Source organism: Alistipes provencensis, assembly GCF_900083545.1.
Classification (GTDB): domain Bacteria; phylum Bacteroidota; class Bacteroidia; order Bacteroidales; family Rikenellaceae; genus Alistipes; species Alistipes provencensis.
In genome coordinates this window covers 2,333,357-2,358,969 of the sequence record NZ_LT559262.1, presented here as the reverse complement: position 1 = coordinate 2,358,969, position 25,613 = coordinate 2,333,357, and the positions used below count along the sequence as shown (strand labels likewise).

The following is a 25,613-nucleotide window of genomic DNA, read 5'->3' as shown; positions in this document are numbered from 1 at the left end:
GGATTCGCGCCATACCTTATTCCGTTTCCTTTCACCGCCATCCGCCGGACCCGCATGAAATCAGTGCGTATCCAAATACTCCCTGACCCTGCGGGCCAGCATGGCCCGGGCGCGGAACAACTGCGAGGAGGAGCTTTTCTCGTTGATCCCCAGCATTCGGGCAATCTCCCGATGAGAATACTCCTCGATGCAGTAGAGGTTGAACACCGCCCGGTAACCCTCGGGCAGCTCGCTCACGAACTGCATCAGCACGTCGCGCGGGACCCGTGCCATCTCCGACACGTCGGGCTCGGCGACCTCCGCCGCGGCCTTTCCCTCGTCGAGCGTCACGCTTCCCAGCTTGTTCCGGCTGCGTATCCATTCGAGCGCCACGTTCACGGTAATGCGTTCGATCCACGCCCTGAGCGATCCGGGTCCGCGGTAGGTGAACCGGTCGAAGGCTCCGTATATCTTCAGGAATGCGTCGTGAAGCAGGTCTTCGGCCGTGGATCGGTCTCCGGAGTAGCGCATACAGATTGCCAGCAAACGGCCTGCATAGCGGTCGTACAGCTCTCTGCGGGCCGTATCGTCCCCCTTTCTGCACCCTTCGGCCAGTATCTGTTCCTCCATTGGCATTACCAGTTCACTTATATAAATGCAGCAGGAGCCAAAAGACTGCACGGGGTGAAATTTTTTTATTTCACATGCAGTATTTCGCCCTGCCGGACGTTTTAAGAGCGAAAGGTAACATAAAATATGGAAAATATGAAAAAAATCGGTTTATTCCTTATCGCGGCTATGGCCGTCCTCGCGTTTACTTCCTGCAACGACGACACCGACGGCGATTATCCGAGATACACGCCGCTCATCACGACCGTCCACACCATCGGAGGCGAAGCGGGCGAAGCCAGTACGGACTATTATTTCCAGCGGGACAACGGCGAGAAGCTCTACCCGAGCGACAAGACCCGCGTTCCGAACTACAGGGGCAAGGAGCGCCAGCGCGCGATCATCTGGTTCAACCTTCTGAAGGAGAGCGTGCCCGATTACGACTACAACATCGCGCTTTACGCCGTCGACGAAATCTTCACCGGCAAGGCGCAGGTCGTGAACACGGCCGAGGAGCTCGAGGAGCTGGGCACGGCCAAGACGGGCTTCAAGGAGGGGATGTTCAACCTCTCGAACGAGTGGCTGACTTTCTACGCGCTCTACGCCGCCAACGACAACAGCAAACACACGTTCACGCTGGCCGTGGACAAGTCGGGAACGACTGAATTCAAGGAGAGTGCCGAGGGGTATCTCGACGTCGTGGTGCGCCACGATGCGGGAGGCGACGCCGGCGGTTACGACTGCGGTTTCTATGTGTCGTTCGACCTCACGGACATCGCCGCCGAGCTGGAAGGCATGAAGGGCATCAACCTGCTCCTGCCGACCCGCGAGAACGGCGACAAGGAGATCAAACTCGAATTCGACGAATCCGAGAAGTAACAGACAACGCAAAGAATCTGCCGCAGGAGAAGTAGCCACTCCCGGAGGCAGAGCCTGTCCCGGTCCGCGATTGTGCGGACCGGGCTTTTTTTGCGCCCGGCGCGCGCTTTCGGACGATCGTCCCGGAAATTTGTACGATCGGTTCAATCCCGGCGGCCGATCGTTTGTAATTTTGGCTTCGGAAACGTATCTTTGAAGTTAAAACCGAAACCCCCGAAAAGATGAAGAAACTCCCTGTTGCAATCCTGCTGTTCGCAGCCGCCGTCTCCGCGACGGTCTCCGCGGCGCAGAAGACGACACCGAAGACGATTTACCACAAAGGCTGGATCGACTTCAACAAGAACGGCCGCATGGACCCCTTCGAGGACCCCTCGCGCAGTCTCGACGAACGCGTCGAGGACCTGCTCGGCCGGATGACCCTCGAGGAGAAGAGCTGCCAGTTGGCCACGCTCTACGGCTACGGCCGCGTGCTGCGCGACTCGCTGCCCACCGCAGGGTGGAAGAACGAGGTCTGGAAAGACGGCATCGCCAACATCGACGAGATGCTCAACGGCGTGGGCAAGTGCCTGCGCACGACGCCGCATCTGGTCTCCGACTACACGGGCCACGTCGAGGCGAAGAACACCATCCAGCGGTGGTTCGTCGAGCAGACCCGGCTGGGCATCCCCGTGGAATTCACCAACGAGGGCATCCACGGCCTCAACCACAGCCGCGCCACGCCGCTCCCGGCGCCCATCGCCATCGGTTCGACATGGAACCGGGCATTGGTGCACCGGGCCGGCGAGATCGCCGGACTCGAAGCCAAAGTTCTGGGCTATAAGAACGTCTACGCACCGATCCTCGATGTGGCGCGCGATCCCCGCTGGGGTCGTGTCGTGGAGTGTTACGGCGAAGACCCGTTCCTGATCGCCGAACTGGGCGTGGAGATGGTCCGCGGCATCCAGTCGCAGGGCGTCGCCTCGACGCTCAAACACTATGCGGCTTACAGTGTCCCCAAGGGCGGCCGCGACGGCAACTGCCGCACCGACCCCCACATCGCCCCGCGCGAACTCCACCAGATGTACCTCTACCCGTTCCGCCGCGTGATCCGCGAATCCAAACCGATGGGCGTCATGAGCAGCTACAACGACTGGGACGGCGTCCCGGTGACCGCCAGCCGCTATTTCCTCACCGACCTGCTGCGCCACGAATACGGTTTCGACGGCTATGTGGTCAGCGACAGCGAGGCCGTGGAGTATGTCCACACCAAGCACGCCGTGGCCGAGACTTACGACGATGCCGTGCGGCAGGTGCTCGAAGCGGGCCTGAACGTGCGCACGAACTTCTCGCCCCCGGCGCGGTTCATCCTCCCGGTGCGCAAGCTCGTCCGGGAAGGCCGCCTTTCGATGGACGTCGTGGACCAGCGCGTGCGCGAGGTCCTGCGGGTAAAATTCCGCCTCGGGCTCTTCGACGACCCCTATAACGATCCCAAGGAGGCCGTGGCCAAGGCCGGAGCCGACAAACACCGCGATTTCGTGCTCGACATCCAGCGCCAGTCGCTCGTGCTGCTCAAGAACGAGGACAAGACCCTGCCCCTCGACAAGAAAAAGACCACCCGCGTGCTGGTCGCCGGGCCGCTGGCCGACGAGGATAATTTCATGATCAGCCGCTACGGGCCCAACGACCTTCCGACCGTCACCGTCCTCGACGGCATCCGCAACTATTTAGGCAAGGACGCCGAGGTGCGCTACGCCAAGGGATGCGACGTCGTGGACGCCGGATTCCCCGATTCGGAACTGACCATGACGCCCCTCACGGCCGCCGAGCAGGCCGGCATCGACGAGGCGGTGAAGCAGGCCGCAGGCTGCGACGTGATCGTCGCCGTGTTGGGCGAGGACGACGAGCGCGTGGGCGAGAGCCATTCGCGCACCTCGCTCGAGCTTCCCGGACGCCAGCAGCAGTTGCTCGAAGCGCTCCACGCCACGGGCGTCCCCGTGGTGCTGGTGCTCATCAACGGCCAGCCGCTGACCGTCAACTGGGCGGCGCAGAACGTCCCGGCCATCCTCGAAGGATGGTTCCCCTCGGTCGAGGGCGGCACGGCCATCGCCGAGACCCTTTTCGGCGACTACAACCCGGGCGGCAAACTCACGATCACCTTCCCGCGGAGCACCGGACAGATCGAACTGAACTTCCCCTACAAGAAGGGTTCCCACGGCGCACAGCCCCGCAAGGGCCCCAACGGCGGCGGCGTGACCCGCGTGCTGGGGTCGATCTACCCCTTCGGCTATGGGCTGAGCTACACGACGTTCGCCTATAAGAACCTGCAAATCACCCCCGAACCGTCGTGCACGCAGGGGTCGTTCCGCGTGAGCTGCGAGGTGACCAACACGGGCGACCGCCGCGGCGACGAGGTCGTGCAGCTCTACATCAGCGACAAATTCTCGAGCGTGGTGACCTACGAATCGGTCCTGCGGGGCTTCGAGCGCGTGACGCTCGAACCGGGCGAGACGAAAACCGTCAGCTTCGAGGTCAGGCCCTCGCATCTGGAACTGCTCGACAGCAACATGAACTGGACCGTCGAGCCGGGCGAATTCGAAATCCGCATCGGCGCCTCGAGCGAGGACATCCGCCTGAAAAAGACCGTCCGGCTGAGCTGATCCTGCCCCTCCCGAACCTGCATCCGGAAGCTATGGCTTCCGGATGCATTGTTTTTAGGGCGGGACAGCGTACATTTGCCGAAAATCGTTATCTTTGCATTATGTCTATCGTACGCAACACCGAAAGCGATCTCGAATTCGAAAACAAAATCCGGCCGCAGGAGCTCGAAAACTTCTCCGGTCAGGACAAGATCGTCGAGAATCTCCGTATCTTCATCAAGGCGGCGCTCATGCGCGGCGACTCGCTCGACCATGTGCTGCTGCACGGTCCCCCGGGACTGGGCAAGACCACCCTTGCCAACATCATCTCCAACGAGATGGGGGCGCAACTGCGGCTCACGTCGGGCCCCGTGCTGGACAAGCCGGGCGATCTGGCGGGCCTTTTGACCAACCTCAACCCCGGCGACGTGCTCTTCATCGACGAGATACACCGCCTCAGCCCGATCGTCGAGGAGTACCTCTACTCGGCGATGGAGGACTACAAGATCGACATCGTGCTGGACAAGGGGCCCTCGGCCCGTTCGATCCAGATCGAGCTGGCGCCCTTCACGCTGATCGGCGCCACGACGCGCAGCGGCCTGCTGACCTCGCCCCTGAGGGCGCGCTTCGGCATCACCTGCCACTTGGAATACTACGACGCCCCGGTGCTGGCCGGTATCGTGAAACGCTCGGCCCGCATCCTCGACGTCTCGATCGACGACGACGCGGCCCACGAAGTGGCCCTGCGTTCGCGCGGCACGCCGCGTATCGCCAATGCCCTGCTGCGGCGCGTCCGCGACTTCGCCATGGTCAAGGGCGAGGGGCATATCGACCTCGGGATCACGCGCATCGCCCTCGCGGCGCTGAACATCGACTCGCGGGGTCTGGACCAGATGGACAACAAGATACTGGGGGCCATCATCGAGAAATTCAACGGCGGCCCCGTGGGCCTCAACACCGTGGCTACGGCCGTGGGCGAAGAGGCCGGGACGATCGAGGAGGTCTACGAACCGTTCCTCATCAAGGAGGGCTTCCTCAAGCGCACGCCCCGCGGCCGGGAGGCGACGCCGCTGGCCTACGAGCACCTCGGATTCACCCACCCGCGCGACGGAGAGGCGTCACTCTTCTGACCGCGGAAAACCCGATACCCCATCAATCCCAACCCTTTATGAATCCCAAACGCGTCCTCCTCCCCCTGTTGCGCCTCTCGGCCGTCGCCCTGCTGCTGCAAAGCGTCGGCTGCGCACCCAAGATCTACACCAGCATCCAGAAAAGCCACCCGGCGCGCCCCGCCGACGCGAACGTGCTGGTCTACTACATCACCGACACCCTGCCCGAACGGGCCGAGGTATTGGGCAAGGTCGAAGTCCGCGACAACGGCATGTCGACCAAGTGCAGCTATCCGGAGGTCCTGCAGCGGGCCAAGGACGAGGCCAACAAGGCCGGCGGCAACGGACTGGTCCTGACTTGGCACAAGGAGCCGACGGCGTTCGGCAGTTCGTGCCACCAGATCGCCGGCGACATCCTGCTGATGCCCGACTCGGTCTACAAGGAGTCCTGCCAGCGCAATACCGCGATGCAGGTCTACCGCGCGCACTATTTCGGCATCCCGGCCAACACCGTGATAACCAACCGGATTCCGGCCGAGTTCGACCGCAAGCCCTGCGTGCTGATGCTCAACGCCGGTTACGGATTCGTCACCAGCAAATACTACATTCCCGAAGGCACCACGGGCAACCCGAAGCAGGGTCTCGAACTCAACGGCGTCTTCCAATGGACCGGACGCAGCGGGATCGGATTCGGACTGCGCTATGCGGGATATTTCTCCTCCTACAAATACGAAAGTGTCAACTCCAGTGTCCGCCTGCATTATATAGCGCCGGAGTTCGTCACCCGCTGTTCGCTGGACCGGCAAGACAAATGGATTTTCCATGTATCGGCAGGTATAGGCTACACTCGTTACAGCGAGAAATTCTCGGGAGTAGCGATTAGCTGCGGCGGGTTCGGCTACCATGCGGACCTCGGGTTCGAATATAAGATCGCCCCGTCCATCGGCATCGGCATCGGTGTCGGATGTTACAGCACACGTTTCAGCACGATGGATTACCTGACCGAGGAGTACGCCCCTGACGACAAGGCGGGCATCACGCATATTTCCATGAACGGCGGACTGCGGTTCTATTTCTGATAAACCCCGAACGGAGATGAACGATAAAAACCGCGCTTTCCGGCGACTGCTCTTCCTGACCACGGCATGGCTGCTGGTCCCGGGCTGCATCGCCGGCCTCCGCGCCGAAACGCCGCCCTCCGGCACAACCACCCCGGAATACGGCGCGGGAATATCCCCGGTGCAGACCAAACGCATGCGCCACCTCGCCCCGCGCCATAGGTCGCAGCACACATTTTTCGTCAACGCGGGCTACACGGCGGTCCTCTCGACCCTGTATTTCAAGGAGAGCACCTCGGGTTCCCTGAACGAAGGGCACGACATCACGGCAGGCTACAACTGGACCTCGCGGCGGGGATTCGGCGTCGGCGTGATCTACTCGGGCGGATTCATCTCGGCCGAGCGCAACGGCTTCGAACGCACGACGCGCCTGCACTACATCGCCCCGGAATTCGTCGCCCGGCAGCGGGCGGGCCGCCGGTGGCTCTTCCGCGAAAGCGCCGGCATCGGCTACGGACGTTACGTCCGGGGTTACGGCGACGTGCGCGGCAGCCGGGGCGGAGTCGGCATCCACGAATCGGCCTCGGTCGAATTCATGCTGACACGCCACCTCGGGCTTTCGGCCGGCGTGAGCGGACAATGGCTGATCGTCGGCTCGCCGGACGTGGGCGACGGCTTCGAACTGAATCTGGCGGGCATCTTCCGCATTCAGTTCGGGGGCGGAGTGCGGTTTTATTTCTAAAATAATTTCAGAAAATTCTAAAAAAAGTTAAGATCGGAGCAATTTTTGTGCTATATTTGCGTTAAGACTATTAGGTTACTAACGGAAAATGAGAGAGATGAGCACAAAAACGCAACTCGACGACGCGGCGCTGCGCTACCACAGCGAAGGCCGTCCCGGTAAGATCGGGATCGTCCCGACAAAACCCTACCATACGCAGTACGACCTGTCGCTGGCCTATTCGCCCGGCGTGGCGGCTCCTTCGCGGGCCATTGCCGACAACCCGGACGACGTTTACAAATACACCGACAAGGGCAACCTCGTGGCCGTGATCTCGAACGGTACGGCCGTGCTCGGACTGGGCAACATCGGCCCGCTGGCCGCCAAACCCGTCATGGAGGGCAAGAGCATGCTCTTCAAGACCTACGCCGGGGTCGATGCCTTCGACATCGAGGTCGACACGACCGATCCCGAGGAGTTCATCCGCACGGTGAAGGCCATCGCCCCCACTTTCGGAGGCATCAACCTCGAGGACATCAAGGCCCCGGAGTGCTTCGAGATCGAGAGGCGCCTGCGCGACGAACTCGACATTCCGCTGATGCACGACGACCAGCACGGAACGGCGATCATCTCCTCCGCAGCCCTTCTGAACGGCGCGAAGATCGCGGGCAAGCAGCTCGACCGGATGCGCGTGGTGGTCAACGGCGCGGGAGCCGCCGCCATTGCCTGCGCACGGCTGTTCATCGAGCTCGGCATCCGTCAGGAGAACGTGGTGCTCTGCGACAGTCAGGGCGTCGTCACCGTCTACCGCGAAGACATCAACGCCGTCAAGCGCGAGCTCGCCACCACGCGGCGCATTTCGACGCTGGCCGAAGCGGTGCAGGGCGCCGACGTCTTTCTGGGCGTTTCGAAAGCCGACACGCTGACGCCCGAGATGCTGCGCACGATGGCCGAAAACCCGATCGTAATGGCCTTGGCCAACCCCGATCCCGAGATTTCCTACGACAAGGCGATGGCCTCGCGTCCCGACATCATCTTCGCCACGGGGCGTTCGGACTACCCCAATCAGGTCAACAACGTGCTGGGCTTCCCCTACATCTTCCGCGGCGCCCTCGACGTGCGGGCCACGAAGATCAACGAGGCGATGAAGCTCGCCGCCGCGCATGCGCTGGCCGAGCTGACCCGCGAGCCGGTTCCGGCCATGGTCCTGCGGGCCTACGGGGTCGAGAAGCTCGAATTCGGACGCAACTACCTGATTCCAAAGCCGCTCGATCCGCGGCTGCTGTGCACCATCGCCCCGGCCGTAGCCCGTGCCGCCGTCGATTCGTGCGTGGCCCGGAAGCCCGTTACGGACTGGGAAGCCTACGCGGAGAGCCTCCGAAAACGCTATCAGGAATAAAAAGAAAAATCCGGTCGGAATCGACCGGATTTTTTTAAATGAACAACGCCGCGAACTCCCCGGGCGTCATGGGCCTTACCTCGCAGTCCCCGATGCCCACCGGCAGGACGATCCGCAGCATGCCGTCCTCGTTTTTCTTGTCCTTGACGACCTCTTTCAGCAGACGCCGCACCTCCACCGGAGGCGTCAGGCCGAAGCCCAGCTTCGTAAGCACCGCCACGATGCGGTCGCGGTCTTCCGCTTTCAATACCCCCAGCTTCACCGCGGCCCCGGCGATCAGCGCCGTGCCGACGGCCACCGCCTCGCCGTGGTTCATGCGGTTGGAGCATTTCTCGATGGCGTGGGCCAGCGTGTGCCCGAGGTTGAGCTTGCGGCGGTCGCCCGATTCGCGCTCGTCGCGCTCGACGATGTCGGCCTTGACCCGTATCGCCGCCGAAACGGCATCGGTCAGCAGGTCCGTATCGGCACGCAGCGCCTCGAAAGTCGTTCCCTCGATGCGTTCGAACAGGTCGGCATCGGCAATGATGGCGGCTTTGACCACCTCGGCCAGCCCCGCGCGGAACTCCCGGTCGGGAAGCGTCCGCAGCATCCCGGGATCGCAAATCACGAACTGCGGCTGGGTGAAGGTCCCGGCCATATTCTTGTATCCGTCGACATTCACGCCGTTCTTGCCGCCGACCGATGCGTCGACCTGCCCCAGCAGCGTCGTCGAGACGAACCCGAATTTCAGCCCGCGCATGTAGGTCGAAGCGGCGAACCCCGCCACGTCGGTGACGATACCGCCCCCGACGGCCAGCACGAAGGTCGAACGGTCCACGCCCAGTTCGATGAATCGGCGGTAGATCGTCTCGACAGTCTGCAGGGTCTTGATGCTCTCGCCCAGACCGATCAGCACGGAGTCGTATTTCTCCAGCATCGGGTGGTACAGCCGGTCGATCGAGGAGTCCGAGACCACCACCACGCGCCCTTCGGGAAGTACTCCGGGAAGGATATCTTTCACGGGACCGATGTAAATCTCGCTCTGGGAGCGGACATTGAAGAGAGGTTCCATTATTTAACTTTTTTAGGAATCGAGCAAAATTAGTATAATTTCCCGAGAATTTGTTACCTTTGCACCACAAAATACATTTCTATGCAAAAACTGCGCAATATTGCGATTATTGCCCACGTCGACCACGGCAAGACCACACTCGTAGACAAACTGATTCTGACAGGACACATCCTGCGCGACAACGCCAAGCCGACCGGCGAACTCATACTGGACAACAACGATCTGGAACGCGAACGCGGCATCACGATCCTTTCGAAGAACGTTTCGGTCATCTACAAGGACTATAAGATCAACATCATCGACACCCCGGGCCACGCCGACTTCGGCGGCGAGGTCGAACGTGTGCTGAACATGTGCGACGGCGTGCTGCTGCTCGTCGACGCTTTCGAGGGCACGATGCCCCAGACGCGCTTCGTGCTGCAAAAGGCCCTCGCGCTGGGCAAGAAGCCCATCGTGGTGGTCAACAAGGTCGACAAGCCCAACTGCCGCCCCGAAGTGGTCAACGAGCAGGTCTTCGACCTGATGTTCTCGCTCGACGCCACCGAGGAGCAGCTCGACTACAAAACCATCTACGGCTCGGCCAAGCAGGGCTGGATGTCGCACAAGTGGAACGAACCGACCGATTCGATCGTGCCGCTGCTGGAAGCCATCATCGACGAGATTCCCGAACCGACCATCGTCGAGGGCACGCCGCAGATGCTCATCACGTCGCTCGAATATTCGGCCTACACGGGCCGTATCGCCGTGGGCAAGGTCACGCGCGGATCGCTCAAATCGGGCCAGATGGTCACCTTGGCCAAGCGCGACGGCGTGACGATGCAGAAGACCCGCATCAAGGAGCTGATGGTCTTCGAGGGCCTCGGCAAGAAGAAGGTCGAGGAGGTTCCCTGCGGAGAGATCTGCGCCATCATGGGTATCGAGGGCTTCGAGATCGGCGACACCGTCTGCGACTACGAGAATCCCGAACCGCTGCCCCCCATCGCCATCGACGAACCCACGATGTCGATGCTCTTCACGATCAACAACTCGCCCTTCTTCGGCAAGGACGGCAAATACGTCACCTCGCGCCACATCAAGGAGCGCCTCGACCGCGAACTGGAGAAGAACCTCGCCCTGCGCGTCACCCCGGGTCCCTCGGCCGACTCGTTCAACGTCTTCGGCCGCGGCGTGCTGCACCTCTCGGTGCTGATCGAGACCATGCGCCGCGAAGGTTACGAGCTGCAGGTGGGCCAGCCCCACGTCATCGTCAAGGAGATCGACGGCAAGAAATGCGAGCCGATCGAGGAGATGACCGTCGACTGCCCCGAGGAGTACTCGGGCACGGTGATCGACCTCGCCACGCGCCGCAAGGGCACGCTGACCAACATGTCCTCGGACGGCGAACGCACGCGTCTGGAATTCGACATTCCCTCGCGCGGCATCATCGGCCTGCGCTCGAACATGCTGACCGCCACGGCCGGCGAAGCCATCATGACCCACCGCCTGAAAGGGTTCGAACCGTGGGTCGGCGAGATCGAGATGCGCACCAACGGCTCGATCATCTCGGGCGAGACCGGCACGGCCTACGCCTACTCGATCGACAAGCTGCAGGACCGCGGCCGCTTCTTCATCAGCCCGATGGAGCAGGTCTATGCCGGACAGGTCATCGGCGAGCATACGCGCCAGAACGACATCACGGTCAACGTCACCAAAGCCAAGCAGCTCACCAACATGCGCGCTTCGGGCTCCGACGACAAGACGTCGATCGCCCCGCCGAAGGTCTTCACGCTGGAGGAGGCCCTCGAATACATTCAGGGCGACGAGTATGTCGAAGTTACACCGCACTCGATGCGCCTGCGCAAGATCCTGCTCGACGAGAACGACCGCAAACGCGCTGCAAAATAACCCGGCTAAGAGCCGGGCTTTAGGAGGGTCCGGGCGCGGAACCGGATCGGAAACATTTCTTCCCTATCATTCGCGCCCTAAAACCCGCTTTTTAAGCGGGCGCCGCCGGAGCGCTGGTCGGATTTCTGATCAGCGTCGCGGAACGCTATCTGGCATAACTAAAAAAACGGACTCCGGTCCGTTTTTTTATGCATAGCCCGTGCAGTATCAGGCCATTGCCGCCGTTTTAAGGGAAACCTCAAACTCCTATGAAAAAACGCTGCTTCCTGCTGCTTCTGCTGCCGCTTGCGTTCGGCAGTTGTGACGACGACGACCAGTCGCGCGTCGAAACATGGACCGTGGCCTCCGAAAAGGGCGTCGCCGGTATCTTCATGGGATTCGGCCACGTTCCCGCCTACATCCTCAAGACAGGTCCGAATGCCGGGTGGGAGATATCCACGGCACACATCGAGGGCTTCACGTTCGAAAGAGGGTATCAGACCGAGATGCTTGTCCGCATCGACCCGGTTCCCAATCCCCCGGCCGACGGCCCCGGATACCGCTACACGATGGAAAAGCCGATCTCGCGCACGCCGATGCAGTCGAATGTAGATCCGTTGCAGTTCAGTCCGGAGTTCGAGGTCACCATCGCCTCCCGGCGCGCCGACAGTCCGGCGACGAGCGGTTATTGGATCAAGGACATGCGCTACACCGAACCGCGCTGGGAACCGTTCCCGTGGGAGATCGAAGGCTTCGATTTCAAACCGGGTTTCGAGGTCCGCATCCGGATACGTCCCGTCGCCGAATACGACGACGCAAAGGGCGACTACGAGGTAAAATACGACCAGACGGAACTGATTTCGAGCGAGGAAAAAGCGTCCGAGGAGCTGCCATAGATTCAAGCCTGACAATGCAGCGTCCCGAATGCTGTCATTGGCAACGGAAGTGATCCGCATTATCGTTCGGAGCGGATGAAGAGTGTCCGAGGGGACGCACGCCCGGAGCGGGAGGCTGCAAAGTCTTGTTCTTGCTGCACCCGCTCAGCGCGGACCAGAGGGCGCTCCCGCGAAGAACGACATGCGGAGGCTTTTGGTACTTTTGGCCACAAAAGTACAACAAATCCCCAAAACGGGCAAATAAGCGCAGTGGTATTGACAATCAGGCTGTTTTTCGTTTCGGTTCGCCCTGTAGAAGCTTTCGAATGGCCAGCCGGCGGCATCGTCGAACGAGGTTTCGGTTTCCAAAACATTACCTTGTTCGGGAATGCCTCTCATTTCATAAAACGGTGATTTTCCGCCTATTGCATTTTCGTTCATCTTGATCGGAGACTCTGCTGAAATTAGTTTTGTACCCCTTAAAAAGCAGAGTTTATGCGCAGCACGTTCAAGGTTCTGTTCTACCTGAAAAGGAACAAGGAAAAAACACAGTCGGCGGTTCCTGTCATGGGCCGCATCACGGTCAACGGCACGATTTCGCAGTTCAGTGCGAAGCTCACGGTTCCGGAGCGTTTGTGGGAAGTCCGCGGCGGCCATGCCAAGGGCCGAAGCCTCGAAGCGGACCGTATCAACCGGTATCTGGACGATATCCGCTCTCAAATCGACCGTCATTATCGGGACATCCGCGATCGGGAAAGCTATGTGACAGCCGAGAAGGTCAAGAACGCCTGGCTGGGGTTCGGAAAACGTTACCGCACCCTGCTGGAGACTTTCCGCAGTTTCACGGAGGATCTGCACGGGCGTATCGGCGTCGACCGCTCGAAAAACACCTGGTACCGCTATCTTGCGACGATGAAACACCTGCAGGCGTTCCTTACGGCGAAATACCGTGTGAGCGACATCGCCCTTGCCGAACTGGAACAGTCGTTCATCGAACAGTTCCATGTCTACCTGAAGACGGAACGGGCGCTTAAACTCACGAGCATCTGCCGTTATCTGGACTGCCTGATCAATGTGGTCAAGGTCTCTTTCAACGACGGAATCATGCCCCGCAACCCGTTCGCCTCGTACCGTTACAACGAACCCACGCCGGAACGTGCCTTCCTGAACGAGGAAGAGATCCTCACGCTTCAGCACGCTGCGCTCCGCACGAAGAAACAGCGCATCATCCGCGACCTGTTCCTCTTCTCCTGTTTTACGGGTATCTGCTACGCGGATATGAAATCCCTTGCTTGGAAACAGTTCGAACAGGATGCGCACGGCGACTGGTGGGTTACAGGCAACCGCTGCAAGACGGACACGCAGTATGTCGTCAAACTGCTGCCTGCGGCCCTGTCCATTCTGGAACGCTGCCGGTACGATGGTGCGGAGCGCGTCTTTTCTTTCATGCCGCATCTGAATACGGTGGACCGCTCCCTGAAGCGCATCGCCGCCTTATGCGGCATCGACAAGAAACTGACCTTCCATGTCGGGCGCCATACCTACGCCACGACGGTCTGCCTGATGAACGGTGTGTCGCTGGAAACGCTCTCGAAGATGCTGGGACATAAACGCATCACCACGACGCAGACCTATGCGAAGGTGACCCTGCCGATGATCGACCGGGAAGTGGAGATGCTCAAGGAGAAACTGGCGGATAAATTTATGGCTGTATAGAAATAGCAGACAGTTGGGAAAAACGATACGGAGCCATGTGAGAACAGCATATATCGTCTCGCCCTTCAAAACAAAAAAGTCTGATATATCCTTGTAATCTCTTTCCGCCGGCAGGGAATTAAACGCCGGAGATGGAAATCCGCAAGGCCATGCGAATCGCCCGAGGGGCGAGCCTTGCGGATTTCCATCCCCGGCATTTTGCTGAACGCTACCGTCGGAAAAGGAGGCTTTCTGCGCCTGGACGCTACCCAACGGGCTATTGACTCTACGACACGCATATCTGAACTCTGATAGTCGCAGTCTACGACAAGCACGTTATGCCTCAAAGTGTAATGTAGGTAACTGGCGAGCGTACAGTGAAAGTCGATTTTCCTACGCCGTCTTTCTGGTTGCAGATTGAAATACTTGCTGATTCCATCATTTTTTGATATTTAGAGGTTTTTATTGTTTTGCAGAAAGGGTAATTTCCATATTTATAGCTATTTATATTCCGATTCGGATTTCTGGAAATCTATATTTTTCTATTTCCGTACATCCCCGGATTTATCGCTGAAGATAAAGTTGGAGAAGTTGCCAGAGAGCTATAAATTCAAGTATTCGAATAATGAAAAATTCCTTTCTGCCGCAATATACAACAGGGTAAAACGCTTCCGTCCCGATGTCCGCCACTGTCCGCTCCAGTCCGTTCGGCGGGCTTTTTTTCTGCGCCCGACGGTTGTAATATTGCACCCGGAAACGACCCGGCCTCAGGCCCCGTCATGGAGGACTTCCGAAACTTTCGGCAGTAATTCTCCGGCGCGGATTCTTACCCTCGCCAGAGGGTAGCGAGCTGTACCTTTGTCCGACAAATTGGCATTTGTCCGACAAAGGTGCTCGCTCTGCGAGGCCGGGGTCGCTCCCAAGTCGCGACCCTTTTTTTACCGATATTATGGATACAAACCGAAAACTGACCGACAAGACCGGAAAGAAGCCCCCAACGCCGAGTCATAAGTACTCTTTCCGGCTTAATGAAGAGCAGAACATTCGCTTCAACGAACTGCTCTGCAAAGCAGGATTGGAACATAACCGCAGCCGGTTTATCGTCAAACGCATCTTCGAGGAGGAGTTCATTGTCATTCGCCGCGACCCTTCGAAAGTACAGTTCGTCGCGCGACTCAATGACTTTTATTTCCAGTTTCAGAAGTTGGGAAATAACTACAACCAGATTGTAAAAACCGTAAATACGCACTTTTCCAACATTGCAATACCCCATCAGATCGCCATGTTGGAACAGCGGACGCGTGAGCTGAAAGCCCTGAGCATCGAGATTCTGAACCTTGCAAAACAGGCTAAGGAGTGGTTGCGAATATAAGATCGGGCTCCTCGCCCGGAGGGGCTCTGTACTACAACAAGGAGAAAGTGGATAAGGATGAAGCCGAAATCCTCTATTGGCAGAGGATGCTCGAACTGTTCGACAAACACGGGCGTATGGATGTTGATGCCTGCATGGAGAGTTTCTGGCCGTACCTCGAAGCTGGTCGGCGCACGAGTAATACGGTATTCCATGTGTCGCTGAACCCGTCGCCGGAAGACAAGCTGAAATACATATAATAAACAAATTACAGAAGCCAAACCTATTAGGTAAATAGTTGGGTATATACAACAAACCATCATGTGTCTTTTTGCATCTGAATTGTCTTAATTATGAATGATAAAGACTCTCCAACTCAATCAATAGAAAGTGCGTATAATTTCAATTTTAACCAGTCTCTTTTTCTTGTCGATTATTCCGGTATTGGCAGCATCGAATAGTAATGTCTTGCACTTGTCCGGTTCTACATGGCAGGCGATCGTCAATCCCCAAACCGGTACGCTCCTTGGTTATACCCAACAAATCGGCAATGATTCTTGGTGCATTCCCTTCCAAACTGAATTGAATGCCGGACCGGCCTTCGAAGGCATAACACTACAACCGTCGCCTGACTCGCCTTCCACATTTTCCGGACGACGCGGTACAATCCGTTACGAACTTCGTTATCGAGAGGAAGAGGACCACTTGCGCATCGAATGCCGGATCACTAACGAAGGTACAACAACCCATGCTCCCCTGCGCGAACGGCTCGTATTGGGCGTGGACAGCGAAATGCGGAGTTTTCCGGCATGGAACGAAAAGTTCTTCCCCTCATTGATACGTTGCGAACGAGATTTTGCATGGGGTTATTTCATGTCTCCCCGGGGACGGATACTGGCATTCGGCGTCGAAGAACCGACGGCATCCTACGGTTTGAACTATATCTTCGAAGGGAACAAGGCATGGCTTTGGGGACATCAGATCCATACGGCAAGTCTTGATTTCCTGCACGCACCACCCCTTCCGGCACGCCATCCGCAACACCTCACGGAAATCGCCCCGGGAGAAAGCCTCCGCTGGACAATACATTTGGGAGTAGTCGATAAGCTAGAACAGGTAAAGCCCACCCTTGCAACGTGGCTGTCAGCTCCGCTGCCCGAGGCCCGGAAATACACACTCTGCTCAGGCGAAGCGGCATCGGTGAAAATCCATGGAACGCAAGCTGTTTCGGAAGCGATATTGCACCACCCCGACGGTCGCACGGAAAGTCTCCCGGCAACAGACGAGAACCGACTCGTCACGCCTCCGCTCCGGAAAAAAGGGCTTTACCGCATCACGATTACCGCAGGCGGCAAACAGTCCGAAGTATCGCTCTACGTCCGCAATCCTTGGTCATGGTACCTGACACAGGCCCGTAACTCCGTCGCGGAACATCCGCCCTTTTTCAGCGCCTCATGCGAGACTTTTTACGGTTATTATCCGGCTTTCCTCGCCGCACGGCATTTCCCGGACCCCGTCCGTGACAAAGCTCTCGAAGAGCGATTTTCCGGGCTCCTGCCGCAGTTGATCGATTCCCGGGGTCATCCGCAGGAACAGGCCAATCCCCGACGTATTCAAAATTTTTCGACACTGGCAGGCATGCTTGTCGACTTGTGGGAAGCTACCGGTAACGATACATACCTGCTGAACGCATCGCGGTTGGGAGACTTCATCGCCTCCGATTCGGTCCAGTGGAGCGACGGTTCCTACCGCTCGGAGGGTATCCACTATACGGCAGTCATCTACCCGGCCAAGTCGATGTTCGAGCTGGCCGACGCCGAACTGCGGGCCGGATGGACCGACCGGGCCCGACGGCATCATGTATCGGCCATACGGGCGGCCGAAGACCTGCGACTTCGTCTGGACGATATCGAAACAGAAGGAGACATGACTTTCGAGGACGGCATGATCACCTGCAGCGCCCTACAAATGGCACTCTGCGGCCTGCACATGCCGGACGGCGCCCTTCGCAGGCAATATGCCGAAGCTGCCCGCCATATGATGGAAAAGCACCGCTGTCTCGAACAACGGCTTATTCCCGACTGCCGGATGCGGGGTGCCACGCTCCGCTACTGGGAGGCTCTCGACATCTATTTCTCGCCCAATCAGGCTATGAACTCGCCCCACGGATGGACGGCATGGAAAATCTACGCGGTATGTTATCTTTATCTGTTGACAGGCGAAGAACATTATCTCGATGAATTGATGGAAACGACCGGCGCCTGCGTACAACTTATGGACCTCGACGGTCGACTGCGTTGGGGATTCATTCCCGATCCCTACATCGAAGGACTGGTATGTACACCCGCAGCTAACAATCCTCATGAACGTCAGATGCGCGACTCGGTCGTCGGCGAACAATACCTCGGAATGATAAGCCCCTGGCTGCGCCCCGACGACGAGCACGCCTTCACCCGGTTCGGCAGTCCGGGCGGTGCCGGAGACAACACGGTTTACGAAATCTTCAAAGCCCTCGAAGAGTGCGTACTGACCACCGCCTACGTCATCGTGTCCGAAACGGGAGCAATCCGAGCCCATAACTGTTCGGCGCATTGGACCCGCCCGGACCGGCTGCACATCGAACCTGCCGAAAAGTGTATCGAACGCATTCATCTGAACATCCGGAAACCCATCGTGGCGGAAACCCGGTTGCAAGGGAAGTCATACCGGCAACGAGCTGCATCCGGCATGAGCTGGATCGGCACGGATCCTTACCCGAAAGTCCGCCGCTGACAAACAGTTCTCTCGCATATGAAAAATCCCGCAGGTTCGAATTACCTGCGGGATTTTTCATACGCGGGACGAATTATTCGACCCGGAGCTGCAGTTCGAAAGAACGGATGCCCCGACTGCGAACTTTCAACCGGATATCGCCCGGTTCCCCGGTCGGCCGCAAGACAACCAGCGCAAGACCGTTGAATGCGTTAACCGAAGGGCTCTGGAACGATGCATGACTCGTCGGATCGCCGTTATCGGTGGCAACGATCCGGGCCGGGCCTTCGACCGAGAAATCAAGTCTGTCAGCAGCCTGCGGCACAAAGCGTCCCCGGCGGTCAGTAAGTTTCGCCGTAACAAAAAACAAATCTTCGCTGCCAGCCTGCACCGTCGTCCGGTCTACTGTAAGCTCCACAAAGGCGGCCTTCCCAGCCGTTTCGATTCGGTTTTCGGCCCACGGTTTTCCGTTCCGGTAAGCCACAACCCGTACCTCTCCCGGTTCGTAACGGACGCTGTCCCAACGCAGGCGATATTCGAACGCCCCCTTGCGGCGTAGGCCCTGCGAACGTCCGTTGACGAAGAGCTCGGCAGCATCGCCCGAAGTGTAGACATGAACGGGCGTCACTTCACCTTCGCGGCCGGGCCATGTCCAGTGAGGCAGGATGTGAGCCATCGGCAGGTCGGGACGCCACCGAGCCTGATAAAGATAATAACGATCCTTGGGGAATCCCGCCAAATCGACGATCCCGAAATAGGAGCTGCGCGACGGGATACGCAGCCGCCCCAACCGAGCCAGCTCTTCAGCCGCCCGGGTGCGGGCTTCCGGATCGCTGAAGTTTTCCAGAATAGTGTAGTCGTCGTTATAGGGCGTGGGTTCCCCGAGGTAGTCGAACCCGGTCCAGACAAACTCCCCGGCGGCCGTAGGATTGCGGTCGAGCCCCTCGAACTCTGTGTCGGGCGGCGTCGACCAGTCGGGAGAAAAACGATCGTAGGAGCTGACCTGAAAATCGGCACGTCCCCGGCTTTTGTCGTCGCTCAACGGAAAGACATAGAAACCCCGCGTACTGATACACGAGGCTGTTTCAGAACCCATGAAGGGCTGAAAAGGGCTGTTGCGGCAAAAACCTTCATAAAGCATCGGTTTGTAGTTGAACCCGAAAATATCCACCGTATGGCGGAAATCGTTGGACGCAGACAGCCAGTAGTTGCTCCCGAAAGTCGCGGGACGCGAGGGATCTTCGCGGTGTACCAAGTCGGTCAGCTCACGCGAGACATCATACGTCTCGGGATACCACTGCTCGGCTGTTTCGTTGCCCGTGCTCCAGGCAATCACCGACGGATGGTTGCGGTCGCGGCGAATCAGGGCCGTAAGATCGGCCGTACCCCAATCGTCGAAGAGCAACGCATAACCGTTCGGTTTTTTGGGGATACGCCAGGTATCCGTAAATTCGTCGAGAACGAGGAATCCCATACGGTCGCAAAGTTCCAGTAACTCGGGCGCAGGCGGATTATGGGCCGTCCGTATCGCATTGGCGCCCATCTCCCGGAGGATACGCAGTTGCCGTTCGATTGCACTCACATTGATCGCCGCCCCCAATGCCCCGAGATCGTGATGCATGCAGACGCCCTGCAGCATCAGCCGCTCGCCGTTGAGAAAAAAGCCTTCATGGGTAAACTCCGCCCGGCGAATGCCGAACGGCGTGGAATAACGCTCCACAATCCGGTCGCCGCAACGTACCGTCGTGACGGCGACATACCGATCCGGATGTCCGGGCCCCCAGAGTCGGGGATTATCCACGGAAAACTCCTGTACGAGCAACTGCCCGTTCTCCACGCGGTCGACGACATCTTCAGCCCGGGCCAATACCTCTCCAGAGCATGCACCGTCGGCGCCGAGCGCAAACAACTCGGTCGTCACGATCGCAGCAGGCATCTCCATCCCGTCGTTACGCAACTCGATGCGCAAATTGACCGAAGCACAGTCGGAGGTGACATGCGGCGTGGTTACAAAGGTGCCCCAATGTGCAATGCCGACCGGATCGGACTTTGTAAGCCACACGTTGCGGTAGATTCCGCCGCCGGGATACCAACGGCTCGATTCGGGCGGATTGTCGAGCCGGATGGCCAATGTATTGTCGCCCGGCACGAGGCAGGGGGTCAGGTCGACTCGGTAGGAGGTATAGCCGTAGGGCCATCCACCGGCCAGACGGCCGTTGCACCACACCGTCGAAAAAGACATGGCTCCGTCGATCTCGAGGAAAATGCGTTTTCCGAGGTCAGCGTCGCCGACACGGATCGTACGACGATACCATGCCCGGCCCCACCACGGCAATTTTCCGGTCTCACCGGGATACTCCTGCCGGAAAGGGCCCTCGATACCCCAGTCATGGGGAAGATCGAGCGTGCGCCATGCCGAGTCATCGAACTCCGGAGCAGCGAAATCGCCCCCGTCGGGAGCGCCATCAGGAACAACAGACTGCTTCCCGGCAGGCAGCAGGAAGGGTTTGAGCCGCTCGTAACTCAACCGCAGCGAATCACCCGGAGCAGCGTCTCCCCGATAGAATTTCCAGCCCTCGTTGAGTTTCACGCGTCCCGAAGGCTGTGCCGTTGCCGTACCTACGGCAAACAGACACAGCAACGATAATCCGGAAAAGAGATTCATGGCATGTATCATTTGACGTTAATGCGCGTCTTCAGCCGGATATCCTGCGACGACGTTCCCACGAAAAGATCGAAATCACCTGGTTCCACGACAAAATCACGCCGTATGCAATCGTAATGGCGGAAAGCCTCCTCATCGAGCCGAATCTCCACGCGACGGGTCTCACCCCGCTTCAGAAAGATCTTTTCATAACCTTTCAACTCCTTGGCGGGACGCACGACGGAAGATTCCACATCCCCGACATACAACTGCGCCACCTCGGCAGCATCGTACCGGCCGGTATTGGTCACATCGAACGAAACGATGAACTCCCCGTCCCCGGCCGCTTCGGCCTTCAGCCCGGAGTAATCGAACGTCGTATAGGAGAGTCCGAACCCGAACGGGAAGAGCGGTTCGACACCATTTCGCTCGTAGCCCCGGTAACCGACAAACACTCCTTCGTTGTACTCGACGCGCTTATAGGGATTATCCTCCTTGACCTGATCGGTATTGGGATAGTAGTTGTCATAAACGGGATTGTCCTCCCAGCGCTTCTCGAGAGTGAACGGGAGTTTGCCGCTGGGCGAGATCTTTCCCGTAAGCAGTTCGGCGATGGCGTCGCCGCCCTGCTGACCCTGATACCAGGCCATCAGCACACCGCCTGTGCGATCGATCCACGGCGCCATCTCCACGCCGCCGCCCGAGTTGATCACGACAACCGCCTTGTCGGTATGTTCAAGGATGGTTTCCAAGCAACGCAGATGCCCCTCGGGGAGTGCGAAAGGACGATCCCAGCTCTCTGATTCGAGATACCAGTCGTAACCGACACAAACGACAACGGCATCAGCCGTGCGGACCGCTTCGATGAAAGCCGGATCGTTCAGGTAATCGGCATAGCGAAACATCGTTTCCTGTTCCGAACCGCCGTCGAAATGCTCATAGGCTATTCTGTAAGTCCGACCGCCTTTGAACTCCTTATAGCCCTCCTTCTGACGAAAAGGATGACCCGACCATTGTTCGATCAGCTCCTCGCCGTCGACCAGCACCCGGTAACCGTCGTCTCCACCCGCCGAGAAATAAAGTACGGCATCCTTCTCGGGTTTGAAATAGAAGGTGTAGCGGTCCGAATAGTTGTCGGGATTCACCACGCCGGGAATCGGGGATTCCCAGCCCTTGTAACCGATACGATGCACGACCTCCGTGTGAACGGGTTCGCCCTCCAGATCAGGGTTGTTGAAAAACTCGGCCGTAGCTCCCCGTACCGTGCACGACGGGTCTGCATAAAAAGCATCGAGGTCGGTCTTCCACAGATCAGGCGTATAACCGAAGCGCAACTTGCGCCCCAGATTTTTTTTCATCCCTTCGGCAACCGTGCTGGTGACGAACGGAAAAACCTCACCGCTGCCGCCACCCTTGGCGACGAGTTCCGAGTTGGGACCGCAAACGACCACCTTACCCCTGGTCAGCGGCAGCAGGTCGTCGCGGTTGCGGAGCAGCACGGCCCCGCCGCGCTCCACATCCAGCGCGGCCTGTTCCGAAAGGGGATTCCGTACCGGAATGGTCTCAACCTTTTGCGCCCGGTCGAAAAAGCCGAACGAGAGGAGCGTCTGAAGTACATGCTGCACTTTCAGGTCGATGATACGTTCGTCGATGACACCGTTCCCGACCAGTTCTTTCATTCTCTGCGGGTCGAGCAGCCATCCTTTGGGCATTTCGATATCAAGTCCGTTGTAAACCGCATTGATCGTCGTGTAGGTCGCCTCCCAGTCCGAGGTGACGATCCCCTTGAATCCCCAGCGGTGTCGCAGTACGTCGATGTTCAGATAACGGTTCTCCGTGGCATGGACGCCGTTCAGCAACCCGTAATAGTCCATCACCATTCCCACATGAGCCCGGCGAACCCCCTTCTCGAAAGCCGGAAGGTAGATTTCGTTGAGCGTCCGCTCGTCGATGTCGGACGAGATGTGGTGCCGGTTCCATTCCTGATTATTGCCTGCAAAGTGTTTCATACAGGCCATGACACCCTCACCCTGCATCCCCTCGATATAACCGGCAGCCGTCTCCCCGGCCAGATAGGGGTCTTCGCCGTAATACTCGAAATTCCGGCCGCAGAGCGGCGAACGATAGATGTTCACACCGGGTCCCATCATAACGTGAATGCCCCGGGCCCGGGCATCCTGTCCGATACCGGCTCCCGTGCGGTGTGCCAGCGTCCGGTCCCAACTCGCCGCGAGTGCCATGCCACTCGGGAAAAGCGTGCTCTGCGAATCGATGCGGATACCCTGGGGACCGTCGGCAAACCAGATCTCCGGAATGCCGAGCCGCGGCACTGCCCTGAGGTAAAACGAATTGTAGCCACCTATGTAAGCCAGCTTCTCGTCGAGTGTCATCTGCGACACGAGCTCACGGGCCCGGGCCTCATGTTCGGGTGTGACGATTTGTGCCCGCACACCGAAAGCCGTCAGCACAAGCGCCGTTATAAGAAATATTCTGCAAGTTTTCATCCGATATTGGTTTTAAATTATTGGTTTACGGTGATACATGTCCGGAGCCGTATATCGCGTGACGAAGCACCGACGAAAATGTCGAACGCACCCGGTTCGACGACGAACCGATGCTGCTTGAAGTCATAGAAGCGGAAAGCCTCCTCCCCGAGCCGGATCTCCACGCGGCGTGTCTCGCCCCGTTTCAGAAAGACCTTTTCATAACCTTTCAACTCCTTGGCGGGACGGGGCGCCGAAGCCTCGACATCCGACACATAGAGCTGCACCACCTCGGCGGCGTCATATTTGCCGGTGTTGGTCACGTCAAACGAAACGACAAACCCGCCGTCGGCCGTCTCCCCGACCTCCAGCCCGGAGTATTCGAACGTCGTATACGACAGTCCGAAGCCGAACGGAAAGAGCGGTTCGACACCATTGCGTTCGAATCCCCGGTAACCGACAAAGATACCCTCGTTGTAGGCTACCCGCTTGTAAGGGGTATTGAACATACTCATATCCACATTGGTATGGTAGTTTCCGTAAGCGGGATTGTCTCCGAGTCGTTTTTCGATCGTGAAAGGAAGCCTGCCGCCCGGCGACACCTTGCCGGTGATAATCTCGGCGACGGCCTGTCCGCCCTGCTGACCGGGATACCACGCCATGACTACCGCAGGCACGCGGTCCAACCAAGGAGTCATATCCACGCCGCCGCCGGCGTTCAGCACGACGATAACATTGGGATTGCGGCGAAGCAGCGCATCGATGAGGTCTTCCTGTCCTTCGGGCAGGGCGAAGGTACGATCGCCGCCCTCATGCTCGGTCACGGCATCGAATCCGACGCAGGCGATCACCGCGTCGGCCCCGGTAAGCGCCTCGTTGAAAGCCGGGTCGTTCATGTGGTCCGAATAACGGAACATCACCCGGGAAACGGAATAATCGTCGGTGTGCTCATAGGTGAACTTATAAACGCGCCCGGCCTCGAAGCGACGGAAGATATCCTTCGAACGGTAGGCCTTGTTCTCCCAGTCATCGATGACTGGTTCACCGTCGATCAGCAGCCTGTAACCGTCGTCTCCACCCGCCGAAAGATAGAGGTAAGAATCGGCGGCGGGTTTATAATAGAACGTATAGCGATCCGAATAGTCGTCATCGACAATACCCGGTACGGGCGAAGCCGGGTATTCGGCATCGATCCGCATGACAACGGCCGTATGTACGGCTCCGCCGGAAAGATCTTTCGAGTTGAAATACTCGACCCTGGCCCCCGGCACAGTGCATGCTTCATCGGCATAGAATGCGGAGAGATCGGTCTTCCAGCCCGAGGTGTCGTACAACGATCGGTATTTCCGGCCCATCTTCCGCATCCCCTCGGCCACGGAACAACTCTCGAAAGGATAGACCACCCCGCTGCCGCCACCCGTAACGATCGTGTTGGCGTTGGGACCACAAACGACTACCTTGCCCTTGGCAAGCGGTAGCAGGCCGTCGTTCTTGAGCAGCACCACACCCGCGCGTGCTACCTCAAGGGCCACACTGTCAGAATAGGGATTACGCTCGCTGATCCGCTCGTCCTTCTGAGGACGGTCGAAAAAACCGAAGGCGAGAAGCGACTGGAGAATGTGCTGTACCTTCGTATCGATGAGCGACTCATCGACAACTCCATTCTCGACGAGCGGCACGATCTTGGCACGGTTCATCATCCCACCGCCGGGCATCTCGATGTCGAGGCCGTTGAACACGGGCCCGAGCGTCGAGTAAGTCCCTCCCCAATCCGACATCAGAATCCCTTTGAATCCCCAACGGTCACGCAGCACATCGACGTTGAGATAGCCGTACTCGGAGGAGTGAACGCTGTTGACAAGGTGGTAGCCGCACATCAGGGCGCCGATCCCGGCCCGGCTGACAGCCTTTTCGAACGACGGCAGATAAATTTCATGCAGCGTCCGTTCGTCCACATCGGACGAAACGTTGTAACGGTCCCACTCCTGATTGTTGGCAGCGAAGTGTTTCGCACAGGCCATTACTCCCTGACTCTGAATTCCTTCGACCATACTCACGGTTGTTTCGCTCACCAGATAGGGATCTTCGCCGAAATATTCGAAATTGCGTCCGCAAAGCGGTGAGCGATAGATGTTCACACCGGGCCCCAGCAGGATGTGCACCCCGCGGGCACGCGCATCCTGTCCGATACCGCTCCCCATCTTGCGCACGAGCTCGCGGTCCCAGGTCGCAGCGGCAGCCATGCCGCACGGATAGAGCGTGCTTTTCTTGTCACGGCCGACGAGCTGGGCGCTGAAATCGTTGCGCACGCCCTGCGGGCCGTCGGCCATGCGGATTTCGGGAATCCCGAGCCGCGGTACGGAGCGGATGAAGAAGGTATTGTAACCTCCGATGTAGTCAATCTTCTCTTCGAGCGTCATTCGCCCGACTAGTTCACGGGCACGCGCCTCGTGTTCCGGGGTGACGAGCTGTGCCCGCAAGGCCGTCACGGCGGTCAGCGCCGCCGCGATCAGCAGGAAAGTCTTGTGCAT

General features: G+C 58.6%; 18 protein-coding genes. 12 read left to right on the top strand and 6 right to left on the bottom strand.

Going from position 1 to position 25,613, the window contains the following annotated elements:
* Positions 1 to 60: 60 nt before the first annotated feature.
* Complete coding sequence (locus BN5935_RS09185) at positions 61 to 609, bottom strand: RNA polymerase sigma factor (RefSeq protein WP_064975844.1); 549 nt, start codon at positions 607 to 609, stop codon at positions 61 to 63.
* Between the two features lie 135 nt (positions 610 to 744).
* Between BN5935_RS09185 and BN5935_RS09180 the strand changes: the two genes are divergently transcribed.
* From BN5935_RS09180 to BN5935_RS09155, 6 genes are all read left to right on the top strand, one after another.
* Complete coding sequence (locus BN5935_RS09180) at positions 745 to 1,467, top strand: NigD1/NigD2 family lipoprotein (protein WP_064975843.1); 723 nt, start codon at positions 745 to 747, stop codon at positions 1,465 to 1,467.
* Between the two features lie 221 nt (positions 1,468 to 1,688).
* Positions 1,689 to 4,103, top strand: coding sequence for a glycoside hydrolase family 3 N-terminal domain-containing protein (locus tag BN5935_RS09175; protein ID WP_064975842.1), 2,415 nt, complete (start codon positions 1,689 to 1,691; stop codon positions 4,101 to 4,103).
* A gap of 101 nt (positions 4,104 to 4,204) precedes the next feature.
* Positions 4,205 to 5,212 carry a Holliday junction branch migration DNA helicase RuvB gene (gene ruvB, locus BN5935_RS09170; protein WP_064975841.1) on the top strand — a complete coding sequence of 336 codons (1,008 nt, stop codon included), beginning with the start codon at positions 4,205 to 4,207 and terminating at the stop codon, positions 5,210 to 5,212.
* 38 nt (positions 5,213 to 5,250) lie between these two features.
* On the top strand, positions 5,251 to 6,270 hold the full coding sequence (locus tag BN5935_RS09165; RefSeq protein WP_064975840.1) for a hypothetical protein: 1,020 nt from the start codon (positions 5,251 to 5,253) through the stop codon (positions 6,268 to 6,270).
* 16 nt (positions 6,271 to 6,286) lie between these two features.
* Positions 6,287 to 6,991 carry a hypothetical protein gene (locus BN5935_RS09160; RefSeq protein WP_235821061.1) on the top strand — a complete coding sequence of 235 codons (705 nt, stop codon included), beginning with the start codon at positions 6,287 to 6,289 and terminating at the stop codon, positions 6,989 to 6,991.
* A 97-nt stretch (positions 6,992 to 7,088) separates the two neighbouring features.
* Complete coding sequence (locus tag BN5935_RS09155) at positions 7,089 to 8,369, top strand: malic enzyme-like NAD(P)-binding protein (protein ID WP_064975839.1); 1,281 nt, start codon at positions 7,089 to 7,091, stop codon at positions 8,367 to 8,369.
* A 34-nt stretch (positions 8,370 to 8,403) separates the two neighbouring features.
* Here BN5935_RS09155 and aroB read toward each other — a convergent pair whose 3' ends face one another.
* Complete coding sequence (aroB, locus tag BN5935_RS09150) at positions 8,404 to 9,420, bottom strand: 3-dehydroquinate synthase (protein WP_064975838.1); 1,017 nt, start codon at positions 9,418 to 9,420, stop codon at positions 8,404 to 8,406.
* Positions 9,421 to 9,501: 81 nt separating this feature from the next.
* Between aroB and typA the strand changes: the two genes are divergently transcribed.
* The gene (gene typA / locus BN5935_RS09145) at positions 9,502 to 11,304 is read left to right on the top strand and encodes a translational GTPase TypA (RefSeq protein ID WP_064975837.1); all 1,803 of its coding nucleotides are present in this window, start codon (positions 9,502 to 9,504) and stop codon (positions 11,302 to 11,304) included.
* 248 nt (positions 11,305 to 11,552) lie between these two features.
* Positions 11,553 to 12,179 carry a DUF4377 domain-containing protein gene (locus BN5935_RS09140; protein ID WP_064975836.1) on the top strand — a complete coding sequence of 209 codons (627 nt, stop codon included), beginning with the start codon at positions 11,553 to 11,555 and terminating at the stop codon, positions 12,177 to 12,179.
* Between the two features lie 144 nt (positions 12,180 to 12,323).
* Here the strand turns inward: BN5935_RS09140 and BN5935_RS15150 are convergent, their stop codons facing one another.
* Positions 12,324 to 12,599 (bottom strand): hypothetical protein, encoded by a 276-nt coding sequence (locus BN5935_RS15150; RefSeq protein WP_147625799.1) that lies wholly within the window; start codon positions 12,597 to 12,599, stop codon positions 12,324 to 12,326.
* Positions 12,600 to 12,653: 54 nt separating this feature from the next.
* On the opposite strand from BN5935_RS15150, the gene BN5935_RS09135 reads away from it, so the two are divergent.
* The 4 genes from BN5935_RS09135 to BN5935_RS09120 all read left to right on the top strand — a co-directional run bounded on the left by BN5935_RS09135 (position 12,654) and on the right by BN5935_RS09120 (position 17,976).
* Positions 12,654 to 13,874 carry a site-specific integrase gene (locus BN5935_RS09135; protein WP_064975835.1) on the top strand — a complete coding sequence of 407 codons (1,221 nt, stop codon included), beginning with the start codon at positions 12,654 to 12,656 and terminating at the stop codon, positions 13,872 to 13,874.
* A gap of 928 nt (positions 13,875 to 14,802) precedes the next feature.
* Positions 14,803 to 15,225, top strand: a complete 423-nt coding sequence (locus BN5935_RS09130; protein WP_064976905.1) for a plasmid mobilization protein — start codon at positions 14,803 to 14,805, stop codon at positions 15,223 to 15,225.
* A complete protein-coding gene (locus BN5935_RS09125; protein ID WP_235821060.1) occupies positions 15,210 to 15,464 on the top strand; it encodes a hypothetical protein in 255 nt (84 codons plus the stop codon). Before BN5935_RS09130 ends, BN5935_RS09125 begins: the two co-directional genes overlap by 16 nt.
* Before the next feature lie 445 nt (positions 15,465 to 15,909).
* On the top strand, positions 15,910 to 17,976 hold the full coding sequence (locus tag BN5935_RS09120) for a hypothetical protein (protein WP_147625798.1): 2,067 nt from the start codon (positions 15,910 to 15,912) through the stop codon (positions 17,974 to 17,976).
* A 73-nt stretch (positions 17,977 to 18,049) separates the two neighbouring features.
* Here BN5935_RS09120 and galB read toward each other — a convergent pair whose 3' ends face one another.
* The 3 genes from galB to BN5935_RS09105 are packed head-to-tail and all read right to left on the bottom strand — an operon-like array spanning position 18,050 to position 25,613.
* On the bottom strand, positions 18,050 to 20,620 hold the full coding sequence (galB, locus tag BN5935_RS09115) for a beta-galactosidase GalB (RefSeq protein WP_064976904.1): 2,571 nt from the start codon (positions 20,618 to 20,620) through the stop codon (positions 18,050 to 18,052).
* Between the two features lie 8 nt (positions 20,621 to 20,628).
* Positions 20,629 to 23,103 carry a beta-glucosidase gene (locus BN5935_RS09110; protein WP_064975833.1) on the bottom strand — a complete coding sequence of 825 codons (2,475 nt, stop codon included), beginning with the start codon at positions 23,101 to 23,103 and terminating at the stop codon, positions 20,629 to 20,631.
* A 17-nt stretch (positions 23,104 to 23,120) separates the two neighbouring features.
* On the bottom strand, positions 23,121 to 25,613 hold the full coding sequence (locus BN5935_RS09105) for a glycoside hydrolase family 3 C-terminal domain-containing protein (RefSeq protein ID WP_064975832.1): 2,493 nt from the start codon (positions 25,611 to 25,613) through the stop codon (positions 23,121 to 23,123).